The following is a 14,281-nucleotide window of genomic DNA, read 5'->3' on the forward strand; positions in this document are numbered from 1 at the left end:
TTCCCCATGAACAAAGCAAGCCACCACCCCGGCGGGAGCGAACCCCTGTGGGAGCTCCGGCGGGTGTGCAAGTCCTTTCCGGGCGTTCGCGCCAACAACGACATCTCGCTGCGGCTGCATGCCGGCGAGATCCACGGCTTGCTCGGAGAAAACGGCTGCGGCAAGTCGACGCTGATCAAGATCCTGTCCGGCGTGAACCAGCCGGACTCGGGCGAGATCCGGCATCGCGGCCGCGTGGTCACCCTGACCGACCCGACCGCTGCGCGCCGCGAGGGCGTGGCCACGGTGTTCCAGGAGTTCTCGCTGATCCCGCAACTGACGGTGGCCGAGAACATCTTCATGGGCCGGCATCCCACCCGCGCGGGCGGCTTGCTGGTCGACTGGAAGGCCATGGCGGCGGCGGCACGCGACATCCTCGAGCAACTGGCGATTGACATCGATCCACAGGCGCGCGTGGCCGACCTGTCCGTGGCCGAGCAGCAACTGGTGGAGATTGCCAAGGCACTGTCGCAGGAGGCGGAGCTGCTGATCCTCGACGAGCCCACCACCGCGCTGGGCCAGGAGGAGATCGCGGTCCTGCACGGCATGCTGCGCGGCATCCGCGGACGCGGCGTGTCGATCCTCTACATCTCGCACCGGCTCGACGAGGTGGTCGAACTGGTGGACACCATCACCATCCTCAAGGACGGTTGCGTCGCGAGCCACTCGGGCGAGACGCGGCTGGACGTGGACGAGATCGTCACCCGGATGATCGGCGGCGGCGTGCGGGACCACTATCCCAAGGAGCACAACGCCACCGGCGAGGTCGTGCTGGAAGTGCGCGGCATCCGCACCGCGGACCGCGTGCATGACGCCAGCTTCGACCTGCGGCGCGGCGAGGTGCTGGGCCTCGGCGGCGTGATCGGCTCCGGCCGCACCGAGATCGCGCGCGCCTTGTTCGGCGCCGACCGCCTGGCCGGTGGCGAGGTGCTGCTGGACGGCCGCGCGCTGCGCTTGCGCAGCCCGGCCGATGCGATCCGCGCCGGCATGGCCCTGGTGCCCGAGAACCGCAAGTACGACGGGCTGTTCTTCAACTTCTTTGCCGGCCCCAACATCACGATGGCGAACATCGGCGGCGTGCTGCGCGGGCCGTTCTTCGACCACGGCAAGGAAGAGGTTGCGGCGGCGGGCTACATCCGCGACCTGGAGATCACGCCGCTGGCCGCCCACAAGTACGTGAACCTGATCTCCGGCGGCAACCAGCAGAAGGTGCTGATCGCGCGCTGGCTGTTCCGGGACGCGCGCATCGTCATCCTCGATGAGCCGACACAAGGCATCGACATCGGCGCCAAGCTGGCCGTCTACCGTCTGATCAACACGCTCACGCGGGCCGGCAAGTCGGTCCTGCTGATCAGCTCCGACCACAACGAGCTGATGGCCATGAGCGACCGCATCGCCATCGTGCGGCATGGCCGCGTGACGGCAATCCGGCCCGCTGCCGAAGTCACCCATTCCCATCTTGTGAGTGCATCCGGGACGGTGCATTCCCTATACCCCACAGGGCCCGAAGTGGCCGATTCAAGGAGAGTCGCATGAAACGTTCGCCGTTCGCGCAGTTCATGGGCCCGCTGGTGGCCCTGCTGCTCATCTGTACCGTGGTGGCCGTCACCACGCCCAGCTTCCTGGCCGCGGACAACTTCCGCAACATCGCCTTGCAGGTGGCGGTGCTGTCGGTGGTGGCGATCGGTTCGTCCATCGTCATCCTCACCGGCGGCATCGACCTGTCGCCGGGTTCGATGATTGCCTACCTCACGATGATCCTGGCCGTGATGGTCAAGCTCAACGACACCAGCCTGTGGGTGGCGATCCCGGCGGTCATCGCACTGGGCGGACTGCTGGGCCTGGTCAACGGCGTGCTGGTGGCCTACGTGCGCATACCGGCTTTCATCGTGACGCTGGCGGGCCTCAGCGCGTTCAAGGGCATCGCGCTCACGGTGGGTGGCGGCACCCCGGTGTTCTCGCTCTCGCCGGACCTGGGGCAGGTGTTCTACGGTGAACTGCTCGGCATCCCGCTGCCCTTCTACTACGTGCTGGGCCTGTACGGGCTGGCCACGGTGGCGCTCAACCATTCGAAGTTCGGCCGCGAGATTTACGCGGTCGGCGGCAATGAATCGGCTGCGCGGCTGTCGGGCATCCATGTGTCGCGCGTGCGGGCCGTGGCCTTCCTGATTGCCGGCGCTTGCGCAGGCATCGGCGCGGTGCTGCTGGCGGCGCGGTTGAACTCGGGCTCGCCCAACTACGGCACGCTGATCGAGCTGCAGGCCATCGCGGCTGCGGTGGTCGGCGGGGCCAGCCTGGCCGGTGGCCGGGGCCATGTGCTGAACACGCTCGTGGGCGTGCTGATCATCGTCGTCGTGCAGAACGGGTTGAACCTGAATGCGGTGTCGACCTCGGTCCAGAGCATCACGATCGGACTCATCATCCTGCTTGCCGTCGGCGTGGACATCTGGCGCGAGCGGATCACTGCGGTGCTTGTCGAGCGTTTCGGCAAGCGCCAATCCATCACCCGCCAGGAGCTAACCCAATGACCATGAACAAGCTCGGACTGCACATGCTGGTCCACACCCCCGAATGGAACGAGGCCGGCGCGCGTCGCGTGTTCCAGAGCGCCGCGAAGATCGGCTATGACTTCGTCGAAGTGCTGATCTTCGACCCGCACACCGTGGACGTGCCGATGACCGCCCGCCTTTCGAAGGAATACGGCATTGGCGTGGCCACCGGCCTGTGCGGCAAGCTCAGCGCCGACCTTTCCAACCCCGACCCGGTGGTGGCGCGACGTGGCGAGGAGTGGGTGGCGCAGGCGATCCGCGTCACGCGCGACATGGGTGCCACGATGCTGGGCGGGCCTTCGTTCTCTGCGGTGCATCGCTATGGGCTGGCGCCGTCGGAGCATGCGCGGGAGCGCGCTGTCGAAGCTTACCGGCGCCTTGCGAAGCAGGCCGAGGCGGCCGGCGTTCGGATCGGCCTGGAGGCACTGAACCGCTATGAAAGCAACTTCATCAACACGGTGGACCAGGCCGCGGACTTCTGCCGCAAGGTGGGCTCGGACGCGCTGTTCGTGCATGGCGACATGTTCCACATGAACATCGAGGAGGGTGACATTCCGGCGGCGTTGCTGCGAGTCAAGGACCTGCTCGGCTATGTGCATGTCGCGGAAAGCCATCGCGGCTACCTCGGCACCGGCAACACCGACTGGGCTGCGTTCTTCGGCGCACTGGCCCGCGCCGGATACGACGGCCCGATCACCTTCGAATCCTTCTCGCCGTCGCTGCTGGGCCCCGACCTGGCTGGACTGATCGCGCTGTGGCGGGACCACTGGACCGATCCGGATGACGTAGCTGCGAAGGCGCTGTCGTTCATGCGCGAGCACATCCGCGCGGCGAATGCGGCTGCAGTTGCGGTTGCGGCCTGAGTACGCCCGGGACAAGATTGCCCATGGCCGATACCTTCACAGTCCTTTTTGTCTGCATGGGCAACATCTGCCGCAGCCCGACGGCGCATGGTGTGTTCCGGCAGGCGGTGCAACGCGCCGGCCTGGCGGAGCGCGTGCTGGTTGCGTCGGCGGCGACGCATGACCTGCATCCGGGCGAGCCACCGGACCCGCGCAGCGTCAAGCATGCGAAGGGGAGGGGCTACGACCTGTCGGACCTGCGCGCCAGCACGCTGACGGCGGAGGAACTGGAGCGCGCGGACCTCGTGGTCGTCATGGACGACAACAACCTTGCGGTGGTGCAGGCCCGGTGTCCGTCGGAACATCAGCACAAGGTGATGCGGATGGCGGGCTTCTGCCGGCGGCACCCCGCGGTGGCCGCGGTGCCCGATCCGTACTACGGAGGGCCGGAAGGCTTCGAGCAGGTGCTTGATCTTGTGGAAGACGCTTGCGAAGGACTGCTGGTCTTTGTGCGCGAGCGCGTGGACAAGGCGCCTGGGTGATTGAAGGCTTGGCCGTCGCGGGAAAGCGATGGCCTCTTCACCACTTCGGATGCACCGGCGCGAACACCGGCCGGAACAGATAGCGCCGCACGATCTCGCCATAGCCCCGGTAGTAGAAGTGCCCGTTGCCCCGCAGCACCTCCGCGCGATGCTGGCGGAAGTACAACGGGATCTCGTACCAGGGCATGCTCGGCGCGCGATGGTGGACGTGATGCAGGTTGTTGTAGAGGTACATGAGCCCCACCAACCAGTTCGATTCCACGATGGCCACGCGCGCATGCGGCGTGTCGCTCCAGCGGTGCTCGGTAAAGCTGCGCAGGAGGCCGAGCATCATGCCGGGGTAGACGAAGCACAGCAGGTAGGTCGAGACCTCCATGCCGCACACGCCGACGACGAGGCCCAGCACGCCGGCCACGCCGAGTGCATGCAACAGCCACATGCGCGCATGCGAGAAGTCGCCTGTGCGCATCCGTCGCCATTCGCCGCGCGCCAGCGTGCACAGGCGCATCGCCGGCCCGGCCAGCAGGCGGAAGGACAGCAACTGGTTCGCCGAGTAGAGCGCGCGTCGCCACGGTCCGTAGCTCTGCCATGCCGGGGCGGAGTGGTAGTTGCTCTCGGAGTCCTTGTCGGGATGCGTGAGGTGGAAGTTGACGTGGTGCGCGCTGTGGCCGCGGTGGTACAGCTCGTAGGGCAGCCAGAGGTTCAGCGGCGGCCACACGATGGCCTGGCGCAGCCAGCGCGGCAGGTGGCGCATCGCGTGGATGCTTTCATGCTGCAACGACGAATGCAGTTGCGCGATGTAGCCGCCCAGCACGAACAGCAGCCAGCCGGGCAGTGATGCGTGCCACCAGATCAGCGCGGCCCAGGCGGCATAGCAGGCCGCAATCAGGACCAGCGTCGGCGCTTCGTAGTGGCGCCACCAGACGAGGCGGGCAGGGCGTGTTGGGCGGGCAGGTGCCGAGTCGGTGGATGCGGTCGTCATGTGTCTCTGATGTCTCTTGTGCGCAGATGCGGGATCGGTCTTGACCGGACGCGAGGGACGCCAGGAGTCAAGTAGGCGGGGAGCGGCAAACGAGGGGGACGCGAGTCGATGGTAGGAAGCCCAGCCCGGTTTGCATGCGACCAATGCGCATGTGGATATGCGGAAATCGTTCGACCGAACCGCGTCGCTGCTCATAGAGTGCATAAGTGACCGACCCGCCCACCATTGCCCCCGATGCGTTGCAGGCGCTGCTGCTGGCCGACGGCGAGTTGGCGCTGCTCGACGTGCGCGAGGCGCGCGCCTTCCACGCGGCGCACTTGAACCTTGCGCGCTCCGCGCCGCTGAGTGGGCTGGAACTGCAGATCCCCGAGTTCGTGCCGCGACGCAGTGCGACGGTCGTTGTGTATGACGATGCCGGCGGGCCGGGCGCGGCTGCTTCTCGCGCGTGGACGTTGTTGCAGCGACTCGGCTACGAGGACGTGCGCCTGCTGCAAGGCGGCCTGCAGGCCTGGACTGCGCAAGGGCTGCCCTCGATCGACGGATGGAACACGCTGATCAAGACCTTCGGCGACCGCGTCCGGCAGCACTACGCCACGCGCGTGCTGCCCGTAGCCGACCTGCAGGCCCTGCGCGATTCCGGCGTGCAGGTGCCAGTCGTCGACGTGCGACCGCCCCATGAGTTCGCCTTCCTGTCGATCGACGGTGCGCGCAACCATCCCGGCACCGAGCTGGCGTTGCGGGACTTCCCGGCCGACGGCGGCTCCGACAGCCCGCTGTGGGCCATCCAATGCTTCAGCCGCACGCGAGGCATCTTGGGCACCACCACACTGGCAGTGCTCGGTCATGGCCATGCCGCGTTCGTCGAAGACGGCGTGATGGCGTGGCACTTGAATGGTGGGGCGGTGGCGAGCAATGCACCAGCTGCGGCCGACCTGCCGCGTGCCTCCGCACAAGTCCTCGCCGAACGCGCCGCACAACTGCGCGCACGCGCCGGTGTGCAGGTGATCGACGGCGCACAACTCGCCCGCTGGCGCGCCGACCCGCAACGCACGCTCTACCTCTTCGATGTGCGCCCCGTGCCCGGCGCGGCGAGTGCTGCGGCTGCCGATGTGCGCCATGTGCCCGGCGGCCAGGTGCTCATGCACTTCGAGCAACTGGTCGGCACGCGCAATGCCCGCGTCGTGCTGGTGGACGATGCAGAGGGCTTGCGGGCGGCGGTCACGGCGTTCTGGTTGAGGCAGTTCAACCAGTGCGAGGTCGCGGTACTCGATGGCGAAGCGCCGCCACGGCATGCCCCTGCCGATGCCCCGCGCGAGTCCGTTGACGCGGCATCGCAAGGCATCGATGCACCAACGCTGCAAGACTGGCTCGCAAGGGGCGAGGCGATCGTCGTGCACGTCGGCCCCAGCGAGGACTTCGAGCGCCGGCATGTGCCCGGCGCTCGCTACCTGCTGCCGGCTTCGATGGGCCCTTTGAAGCCACTGCTCGCGCAAGGCCGTTCCATAGTCTTCACTTCCGAAGACGCCGCCACAGCGCGCATCGCGGGACGCGACGCCGCGCGCACCTGGCCCGACGCTCGCGCCTTCCACTGGCTCATCGGCGGCCTGCAAGCCTTGGCATGGCCATCCCGATCCACCACCGCCGACTACACCCCACAAGACCTGCTCACCCCCTTCGACGACGACTGGGGCTCGACCATGCGCGTGCGCCCCGAACATCGCGAAGCCGCATGGCGCGACTACCTCACCTGGGAGCGCGCCCTGTCCGCGCGCGTCATGCGCGACCCCACCGTCCGCTTCAAGTTCCTGGCCTTCGCAGGCACCCCGCGCGCCCCGTAGCAACACGCCCCGCATATCTATTCACCAGATAACCATGCGACCCATTCGATGCATGCAAGGAGCCCGATCCCGGTAGCATTTTTGAGAGCGGCGCCGCCTGCGCGCCCCGACCAGAAAAGCGCCTTGCCCATCCTTCCCAACGCAGCCGGTCTCGTCGATGCCTCGCGCGCGAAGTCGCCGTACTTCATGCTGCTGGCGCGCGACCCCGACATCCTCGGCGCATGCACGCGCACCGACAAGGACATCTTCGCGAGCGCACCGTGACCTCCTGACCGCGCCCGTCGCGGTAGCCCCCTACCGTGACCGTTCTATTAGCGCCGTCCGGGTTTGACACATCCCTATAAAGGGAAGTATCATTCGCCTTGACTGCGGGGAACAGTCATGACCCAACCATGCAGCTACTTGGCCTTATCAAGCTGGACGACTTCAAGCGTAGACATGCCGACGCACGTGGGCCGCTTGACGCTTGGCGCTCGGAGACCGAGCGTGCTCAGTGGGCAGGTCCACAAGACATCAAGACCCGGTATCCCAGCGCCAGCTTTCTGGCAGACAACAAGGTCATCTTCAACATCAAAGGCAACAGCTACCGACTGGTCGTCAAGGCCAAGTACCAGAACGGCTTGATTCTGATCGAGTGGGTTGGCACGCATGCCGAGTACGACAAGCAGACGTTCCAGGTCGGACGCGGCGCATGAAAGGAACAGACATGAAGCAACAGGTGAAAGTGATCAAGACGCAGCGTGACTACGATGCGGCGATCGTTCGTCTGTCGGCTTTGATGGATGAAGACTTGACCCCGGGGTCCAGCAAGGAAGGCGAGCTGGAGCTGCTGGCCTTGGTCATCGAGTCATACGAGCGCAGCAAGGTCGAGCCTGTGGTGCTCGACCCAATCGAAGCTGTCTTGTTTCGCATGGACCAGCTCGGCCTCAAGAAGGTAGATCTCGTGCCCTACATGGGCTCGCTGCCCAAGGTTTCTGAGGTGCTGGCGCGCAAGCGCCCGCTCAACTTGGCCATGATCCGGAAACTGCATCAGGGCTTGGGCATCCCGGCTGATGTGCTGCTGGTGCAAACCGGTGATGCGGTGGATCTGGACGAGACACTCCCGTACGACACGGCCAAGTTTCCCCTCAGGGAGATGTTCAGTCGCGGCTACTTCGAAGGCTTCAGCGGTACCCTCCGAGAAGCCAAGGACAAGACGGAAGAATTGATCCGCGGGTTCATGCGGGGCTTCAACCTGCACCCTATCCATCAGACAAGGCTGCGCGCCCCGATGCACCAGACCGGTAGCCGCCTGATGGACGACCACGCCCTGCTGACCTGGCACGTGGCGGTGCTCAAAAAGGCGCGCCAGCTCAAGCTCAAATCGGCGTACGCGACGGGAAGCCTGACCGAGGAACGCCTGCGAGAGCTGACTCGCTTGTCGCGGTTCGAACAAGGGCCACGGCTGGCACAGGAGTACTTGGCCGACATGGGTGTTGCCCTGGTGTTCGAAGACCACTTCAGCAAGACTTACCTCGATGGCGCCGCCATGTTCGACGACGGTCGCCCGGTGGTGGCGCTGACCTTGAGACACGACCGGCTCGACAACTTCTGGTTTGCGTTGCTGCACGAACTGATGCACGTCCAAAAGCACCTGGGCCCGGATCGCTTGTTCATTGCAGACAACCTCGAAGACAAGGTCAATCAGCAGACCACAGAGGAACGCGAGGCTGACGAAGGGGCTCGCGACATACTGATCCCGCAAGCTGAATGGCTGGCCTCGGGGTTGACCGGCGAGCCGACGATGGAGGCGGCAATGGCCTTGGCGGACAAGTTGCGCATTCACCCCGTCATCGTGGCCGGGCGCGTTCGCCACGAGACAGGCAACTGGCGCTTGCTCAGCAGCATCAAGGCTGATGTGCGCCGACTGTTTGCCGACCAACTGCAGGAGCTTGCTCAACCAGCTTGATCAACAAGAAAAAGCCCCTGAGTGCTCGAACACTCAAGGGCCTTGGTGCGGTGAAAAGGGGTCTTCGCCCGAGCAGGCGCCCTGAGTCACGCATTGCGCCTGCTGTTTCATCGCACTCGAGTTTGAGCAGGGCCGCGTCCTTTCGCCGAGGGCGCGGCCACCGGCGAGACCAGAACAGTCAATACAGGAGCACGGACCAATCCCAACTCAAGTGGATCGCCAACTTCGTCAGGAATATCGCCGACGGCCACGTGACGCAGCTTGGCGTCGAGATTCGACAGCGGCTTATCGAACGCAGTCCGCCTGAGCACTGGCCTCGTTCGAGGCTGGCGCCGCAGCCAGATCGGTGAGGCTCGGTGCGTGTCTGGCGGACTGGCGCCGGGCCACAGCCGAGCGAAGTCAACCGAAAGTTGGCGGTGATGCCGAATGGACAGCAAGTACGCGGTGGCCTTGGCCTCCGGGGACTCGTCCATCACCGTGTAAAGCATCAGGTAGTCGCCATGCAGGTACTCACGCAGCGCATCCGCAGCGCCAGGCGGCAGCAAAGCCAATTGCGCCAGGGCTTCTGCGGACTGCGGCGGCTTGGCCAGGTAGCGCCGGCCAATTCGAGGGAAGCGCCGCAGATTGGGGATGACGGTGGCACGCAGCTCGTCCAGCAGGTTGTCAAAGGCAAAGCCGGCGTCCGCTTCCACCAGGAACGCCTCGATGGCGTCCAGTCGCTCCAGGAAACTCGCGGTCAGTTCGACCCGGTACAAGCGATCAGCCACGCTTCTTGGTCGCGAGCTTTCCAGCGTTTGCCGGTTTGGATGTCTTGGCGACGGCCGCGCGGCGCCGCTGAAGTTGGCGGACGGCCGCGTCAGCTTCAAAGGTACGGCCTGCCGCGATGTCGGCCAAGCCACGCGTCGCATCACCGATCAGCAGCAGGTGGATTCGCTCGCGTTCCAGGCGGTGGTAGTAGTCAAGCCGATCGGCGTCGATCAGCGCGACGTAGCTTTCACCGTTCTTGGTGATGATCTTTTCGGCGCCCGCCTTTGCCTGATCGGCCAACTCGGACAGGTTGGCGCGCGCCTGGGTGAAGGGCACCACATCGCTGGCTGAAAAGCCCATGGTCGGTTCCTTGAAAAGCGGATGACAGAATTCTGTGCAGTCTACGTGACTTTCGCGCGTTCTCCCAGTCGGTGCTGTCTACCCGCTGAGGACGCCCCGCATATCTGTTCACCAGATAAGCATGCAACCAATTCGATGCATGCAACACGACCGATCCCGGTAGCATTTTTCCAAGCGGCGCCACCTGCGCGCCCCGACCCAAAAAGCACCTTGCCCACCCCTCCCCAACCCCAAGCAGCCCCGCGCCCACCGCGACGCCTCGGCTTCTTCAGCCGCCTGCTCGACGACGCCCCGGCCGCCGAACGCTACCGCCTCGTCGCCGAGCAGATCGCCCATGCCGAGCGCTTCGGCTTCGACTCGGCCTGGGTCGCCCAGCATCACTTCCACGAAGCCGAAGGCGGCCTGCCGTCGCCCTTCGTCTTCCTCGCGCATGTGGCCGCACTCACGCGCCGCATCCGCCTCGGCACCGGCGTGGTCACGCTGCCGCTGGAGAACGCGGTGCGCGTCGCGGAAGACGCCGTGGTGCTGGACCTCCTGTCCGGCCATCGCCTGGAGTTCGGCGTCGGCACCGGCGGCACGCCATCGGCCTTCGCCGCCTTCGGTCAGACCAGCGAGAAGCGAGCCGAGGTGTTCGCCGCGCACCTGTCGCTGGTGCGTGACGCATGGGCCGGCCGGCCCTTGCCCGGTGGCGACCACATCTATCCCTCGTCGCCCCGCTTGCTCGACCGCATCTGGCAAGCCACCTTCTCGGTGGCCGGCGGTGCGCGCGCGGGTGCGGCCGGCGACGGCCTGGCGCTCTCGCGCACCCAGCCGCGCACGGCCGACGCGCCGCATGCGACGCTGTCGGAACTCCAGCATCCCATCATCGACGCCTACCTGCAGCAACTGCCCGAAGGCCGCGCGCCGCGCATCATGGGCTCGCGCTCGGTCTTCGTGGCGGACGATCGTCGAGAAGCCTTGCGCCATGCGGAACTGGGCCTGCGCCGCGGCGTCGCGCGCATGGCCGACCCGACGCGGCCGGGTCCGGAAGCGAGCCTGCAGGAACTGATCGCCGGCTACGACGTGCACGTCGGCACGCCCGAAGACGTGATCGCCTCGCTGCGCGCCGACAGCGCCCTCGAACGCGTCACCGACATGGTGTTCCAGGTGCATTCGATCGACCCGCCGCATCCGTTGATCCTGCGCTCCATCGAGCTGATCGCCACGCGGGTCGCGCCTGCGCTCGGCTGGGCCGGCCAGGCGAGCGCGGAATCCCCATCTCAACCCTCACTCCAACCCATCGCCGCATGACCACGACTTCCACACCCGATGTGATCGACCAGTTGGCGGGCATCACGCCCGGCCACGCGATCGATGCGACGCGCGCCGGCCGCACGCAGGCGCGCATCCACAGCCAGCAAAGCTACCTGGCCTTGTTCGAGCCCGAACAACTGCCCGCCGAAGACGGCTTCACGCTGGCGCAGCGCTTCGCCGTCGCGACCTTCGTTTCGCTGCTGCACGGGCAGTCGCAGGCGACGCGCTTCTATGTCGACGGGCTGGCCAGCCAGGGCGTCTCGCGCGAGGTGATTAATGCGATCGCAGCCGAGGCTGCGGCGAGTGAAACATCGGGCCCCTACGGGCAATTCCCCGAAGGCCCGTTGAGCGTGGAAGATGCGCCGGGCCTGTCGTACAGCGTGAGCAAGGTCTCCGCCGCCGTGCTGGGCACGAAGCTGTCCGCAGCCTTGGTCCACGCGCACCTGCTGGTCTTCCATCCGCGCGATGCCAGCGCGAAAGCCCTGCAGGCGCTGCTCGATGCTGGCTGGTCCGAGACCGACATCGTCACGCTGTCGCAAGGGGTCTCGTTCCTCGCGTTCCAGCTGCGCGTGGTCGTCGGCCTTCAGGTGCTCAAGCGCAGCATCGGCAGCAGCGATGCCGCAGCGTCATCGCCAGCGGAGGCACTCGCATCATGAGCGCCGCACGGCCGCCCGAAGGCGCTCGCGCCGCAGCGCATGGCGCGGAGGCTTCTCCATCCCGCAGCAAGAAGATCATCGACCACCCAACGAACGTGCCACCCAACGCTTTCACGCAAGACGAACTCCAATGGCTGCCCTGGCTCGAGCCGCTGCCAGAAAGCGAACTGACCGAGCGCCACTACGCCGGCCTCGTCGATGCCTCGCGCGCCAAGTCGCCGTACTTCATGCTGCTGGCACGCGACCCCGACATCCTTGGCGCGCGCACGCGCACCGACAAGGACATCTTCTACAACCCCGAGGCCGGCCTGCCGCGCGCGCAACGCGAACTCGCCGCCGCCACCACCTCGCGCTACAACGGCTGCATCTACTGCGCGTCGGTGCATGCGCGCTTCGCCTCGCACTTCGCCCCGCAACGCAGCGACGACGTCCAGCGCCTGCTCGATGAAGGCGTGAAGAACGTGCGCTTCGATATTGATGAAGAAGACGGCGAACGCTGGAACGCCATCGTCGACGCATCGGTGGCGCTGTCGGCCACGCCGATCGCATTCGGCCCGGAGCACGTGGCGCGACTGCGCGCGACCGGCCTGGACGACCTGGCCATCTCGGACGTCATCCACGGCGCGGCCTTCTTCAACTGGGCCAACCGGCTGATGCTGTCGCTGGGCGAGCCGGCTTCGTCCCCCCACTGATTTCAGTCACTCACGCATTCACTCATTCATTCACAACGCAACGCAACCGGCAGGAAGCACCCTCTCCATGACCACGACACTCCGCCTCGGCGACACCGCGCCCGACTTCACGCAGGACTCCAGCGACGGCCCCATCGACTTCCACGATTGGGCGGGCGATTCGTGGGTGGTGCTGTTCTCGCACCCGGCCGACTTCACGCCGGTGTGCACCACGGAGCTGGGCAAGACCGCCGCGCTGGGCAGCGAGTTCGCCCGCCGCGGCGTCAAGCCCATCGCGGTGAGCGTCGACCCCGTCGACAAGCACCGGCAGTGGATCGGCGACATCAACGACACGCAGAACACCACGGTCAACTTCCCGATCCTGGCCGACGCCGACCGCAAGGTCGCGAACCTGTACGACCTGATCCACCCCAACGCGTCCACCACCGCTACCGTGCGCAGCGTCTTCATCATCGACCCGAAGAAGGTGATCCGCACCACCATCACCTACCCCGCCAGCACCGGCCGCAACTTCGACGAGATCCTGCGCGTGATCGACTCGCTGCAACTCACCGACAGCCACAAGGTCGCGACCCCGGCCAACTGGCGCGACGGCGACGACGTGGTGATCGTGCCGAGCGTGCAGGACCCGGTGGAGATTGCGCAGCGGTTTCCGAAGGGCTACACGGCAGTGCGGCCTTACTTGAGGATCACGCCGCAGCCGAATCGGTGATTCAGCGTCCCAGACGCGTCCGTTGATTGAGACCTGCCGCTCCCTCGCCATCAAGCGCAGGGCGGACCGCGCCCGACCCGCTTCGCGATGGACAGACAATGCGCGCCACCGTGTACCCACCCGAGGCGCTGCCATGGATCTACGTCAACTCACCTACTTCATCGCCGCGGCCGAGGAGCGCAACCTCGGTCGGGCGTCGGAGCGACTGCATATGTCGCAGCCGCCGCTGACGCGCCAGATCAAGGCGCTGGAAGAAGAAGTCGGCGCGGCGCTGTTCGAGCGCACGCCGCGCGGCATGTTGTTGACGCAGGCCGGAGAGGTCTTGCTGCAGGACGCGCGCGACATCTTCGGGCTGGTCGACCAGGCCACCGATCGCGCGCGGCGCGCGGGCAATGGCACCACGGGGCGCATCGACGTGGGGCTGCACGGCTCGGCCATGTTCGGCGTCATGCCGCAAGTGCTCACCCGCTTTTCGGAAGTGCACCCCGAGGTCGAGGTGTCGCTGTACCAAGGGCAGACGCACCAGCAGGTCACAGCGATTCGCCAGCGACGGATCCTGATCGGCTTCGAGCGCATGGTGCCGCCGGACGACGACATGGCCGTCGAGCTGGTCGCCCGCGAGCGCCTGCTGGTGGCCATGAGCAGCGCGCATCCGTTTGCCCGGCGCGACACCCTGCCGGTCGCGCTGCTGCGCGATCAGCCCATCGTCACCGCGTCGTCGCGCTCGCCGCCGGCCATCACGCTACGCCTGTGTCGGGCGGCCGGCTTCGAACCGCGTTTTGCCGCGCAAGCCGGCGACCTCATCATGGCCACCCTGATGACCGGCATCAGTCGTCAACTCGCACTGGTGCCGGAGTCCATGACCAACCTGCGCCTGCCGGGCGTGACCTACGTGCCGCTCGAAACCGACGGCGAGCCGGCGCACATGGAAGTGCACTGCTTCTATCGCAAGGACGAGGCGTCCCCGGTGCTCCAGCGGATGCTCGACGTCGTGCGCGAGTTCGCCGGCGCTGCGCCGGTGGCCGAATGAGTTCAGGCAAACCCTGACGGGCGACGCCGCGATACCGCCAAGGTATCGATC

The 14,281-nt window shown here is 66.4% G+C and carries 14 protein-coding genes and 2 pseudogenes; 13 read left to right on the forward strand and 3 right to left on the reverse strand.

The annotated features are described in order from the left end of the window. Positions 1-6: 6 nt before the first annotated feature. The 4 genes from WKW82_RS02955 to WKW82_RS02970 are packed head-to-tail and all read left to right on the forward strand — an operon-like array spanning position 7 to position 3,972. Positions 7-1,575 carry a sugar ABC transporter ATP-binding protein gene (locus tag WKW82_RS02955; protein ID WP_340340747.1) on the forward strand — a complete coding sequence of 523 codons (1,569 nt, stop codon included), beginning with the start codon at positions 7-9 and terminating at the stop codon, positions 1,573-1,575. Further along, the gene (locus tag WKW82_RS02960) at positions 1,572-2,567 is read left to right on the forward strand and encodes an ABC transporter permease (protein WP_340340748.1); all 996 of its coding nucleotides are present in this window, start codon (positions 1,572-1,574) and stop codon (positions 2,565-2,567) included. The genes WKW82_RS02955 and WKW82_RS02960 overlap by 4 nt, the downstream gene beginning before the upstream one ends. Next, positions 2,564-3,451 (forward strand): sugar phosphate isomerase/epimerase family protein, encoded by an 888-nt coding sequence (locus WKW82_RS02965; RefSeq protein ID WP_340340749.1) that lies wholly within the window; start codon positions 2,564-2,566, stop codon positions 3,449-3,451. Before WKW82_RS02960 ends, WKW82_RS02965 begins: the two co-directional genes overlap by 4 nt. Before the next feature lie 23 nt (positions 3,452-3,474). Next, complete coding sequence (locus WKW82_RS02970; protein WP_340340750.1) at positions 3,475-3,972, forward strand: low molecular weight protein-tyrosine-phosphatase; 498 nt, start codon at positions 3,475-3,477, stop codon at positions 3,970-3,972. A gap of 37 nt (positions 3,973-4,009) precedes the next feature. Here the strand turns inward: WKW82_RS02970 and WKW82_RS02975 are convergent, their stop codons facing one another. After that, positions 4,010-4,954, reverse strand: coding sequence for a fatty acid desaturase (locus WKW82_RS02975; protein ID WP_340340751.1), 945 nt, complete (start codon positions 4,952-4,954; stop codon positions 4,010-4,012). A gap of 206 nt (positions 4,955-5,160) precedes the next feature. Between WKW82_RS02975 and WKW82_RS02980 the strand changes: the two genes are divergently transcribed. The 4 genes and pseudogenes from WKW82_RS02980 to WKW82_RS02995 all read left to right on the forward strand — a co-directional run bounded on the left by WKW82_RS02980 (position 5,161) and on the right by WKW82_RS02995 (position 8,740). Next, a complete protein-coding gene (locus tag WKW82_RS02980) occupies positions 5,161-6,792 on the forward strand; it encodes a rhodanese-like domain-containing protein (RefSeq protein ID WP_340340752.1) in 1,632 nt (543 codons plus the stop codon). A 48-nt stretch (positions 6,793-6,840) separates the two neighbouring features. Then, positions 6,841-7,041 (forward strand): annotated as a pseudogene (locus WKW82_RS40595) (alkylhydroperoxidase domain protein); the annotation flags it as partial. Between the two features lie 143 nt (positions 7,042-7,184). Continuing rightward, a complete protein-coding gene (locus WKW82_RS02990) occupies positions 7,185-7,487 on the forward strand; it encodes a type II toxin-antitoxin system HigB family toxin (protein WP_340340753.1) in 303 nt (100 codons plus the stop codon). Positions 7,488-7,498: 11 nt separating this feature from the next. Next, entirely contained in the window at positions 7,499-8,740 is a 1,242-nt protein-coding gene (locus tag WKW82_RS02995) for an ImmA/IrrE family metallo-endopeptidase (RefSeq protein ID WP_340340754.1), read from the forward strand. A 380-nt stretch (positions 8,741-9,120) separates the two neighbouring features. Here the strand turns inward: WKW82_RS02995 and WKW82_RS03000 are convergent. Both WKW82_RS03000 and WKW82_RS03005 read right to left on the reverse strand, forming a co-directional pair. After that, positions 9,121-9,507: pseudogene (locus tag WKW82_RS03000) on the reverse strand (type II toxin-antitoxin system RelE/ParE family toxin); the annotation flags it as partial. Then, complete coding sequence (locus WKW82_RS03005; RefSeq protein WP_340340755.1) at positions 9,500-9,847, reverse strand: type II toxin-antitoxin system Phd/YefM family antitoxin; 348 nt, start codon at positions 9,845-9,847, stop codon at positions 9,500-9,502. The pseudogene WKW82_RS03000 and the gene WKW82_RS03005, both read right to left, overlap by 8 nt. Positions 9,848-10,057: 210 nt before the next feature. On the opposite strand from WKW82_RS03005, the gene WKW82_RS03010 reads away from it, so the two are divergent. From WKW82_RS03010 to WKW82_RS03030, 5 genes are all read left to right on the forward strand, one after another. After that, positions 10,058-11,137: a putative FMN-dependent luciferase-like monooxygenase gene (locus tag WKW82_RS03010; RefSeq protein ID WP_340340756.1), complete on the forward strand. Its 1,080-nt coding sequence runs from the start codon at positions 10,058-10,060 to the stop codon at positions 11,135-11,137. Then, on the forward strand, positions 11,134-11,796 hold the full coding sequence (locus WKW82_RS03015) for a CMD domain protein (protein WP_340340757.1): 663 nt from the start codon (positions 11,134-11,136) through the stop codon (positions 11,794-11,796). The genes WKW82_RS03010 and WKW82_RS03015 overlap by 4 nt, the downstream gene beginning before the upstream one ends. Before the next feature lie 77 nt (positions 11,797-11,873). Further along, positions 11,874-12,488: an alkylhydroperoxidase domain protein gene (locus WKW82_RS03020; RefSeq protein WP_422823403.1), complete on the forward strand. Its 615-nt coding sequence runs from the start codon at positions 11,874-11,876 to the stop codon at positions 12,486-12,488. A 67-nt stretch (positions 12,489-12,555) separates the two neighbouring features. Further along, positions 12,556-13,200, forward strand: a complete 645-nt coding sequence (locus WKW82_RS03025; protein WP_340340759.1) for a peroxiredoxin — start codon at positions 12,556-12,558, stop codon at positions 13,198-13,200. A gap of 133 nt (positions 13,201-13,333) precedes the next feature. Next, positions 13,334-14,230 carry a LysR substrate-binding domain-containing protein gene (locus WKW82_RS03030; RefSeq protein WP_340340760.1) on the forward strand — a complete coding sequence of 299 codons (897 nt, stop codon included), beginning with the start codon at positions 13,334-13,336 and terminating at the stop codon, positions 14,228-14,230. Positions 14,231-14,281 lie beyond the last annotated feature (51 nt).

The organism is Variovorax rhizosphaerae (genome assembly GCF_037889975.1).
GTDB classification, from domain to species: domain Bacteria; phylum Pseudomonadota; class Gammaproteobacteria; order Burkholderiales; family Burkholderiaceae_C; genus Variovorax; species Variovorax rhizosphaerae.

Coding starts and splice junctions, on each gene's coding strand:
- WKW82_RS02995 (WP_340340754.1), top strand. CDS start 7,499: ATGAAGCAACAGGTGAAAGTGATCAAGACGCAGCGTGACTACGATGCG.
- WKW82_RS02955 (WP_340340747.1), top strand. CDS start 7: ATGAACAAAGCAAGCCACCACCCCGGCGGGAGCGAACCCCTGTGGGAG.
- WKW82_RS03030 (WP_340340760.1), top strand. CDS start 13,334: ATGGATCTACGTCAACTCACCTACTTCATCGCCGCGGCCGAGGAGCGC.
- WKW82_RS02965 (WP_340340749.1), top strand. CDS start 2,564: ATGACCATGAACAAGCTCGGACTGCACATGCTGGTCCACACCCCCGAA.
- WKW82_RS02975 (WP_340340751.1), bottom strand. CDS start 4,954: ATGACGACCGCATCCACCGACTCGGCACCTGCCCGCCCAACACGCCCT.
- WKW82_RS02970 (WP_340340750.1), top strand. CDS start 3,475: ATGGCCGATACCTTCACAGTCCTTTTTGTCTGCATGGGCAACATCTGC.
- WKW82_RS02960 (WP_340340748.1), top strand. CDS start 1,572: ATGAAACGTTCGCCGTTCGCGCAGTTCATGGGCCCGCTGGTGGCCCTG.
- WKW82_RS02990 (WP_340340753.1), top strand. CDS start 7,185: ATGCAGCTACTTGGCCTTATCAAGCTGGACGACTTCAAGCGTAGACAT.
- WKW82_RS03025 (WP_340340759.1), top strand. CDS start 12,556: ATGACCACGACACTCCGCCTCGGCGACACCGCGCCCGACTTCACGCAG.
- WKW82_RS03015 (WP_340340757.1), top strand. CDS start 11,134: ATGACCACGACTTCCACACCCGATGTGATCGACCAGTTGGCGGGCATC.
- WKW82_RS03005 (WP_340340755.1), bottom strand. CDS start 9,847: ATGGGCTTTTCAGCCAGCGATGTGGTGCCCTTCACCCAGGCGCGCGCC.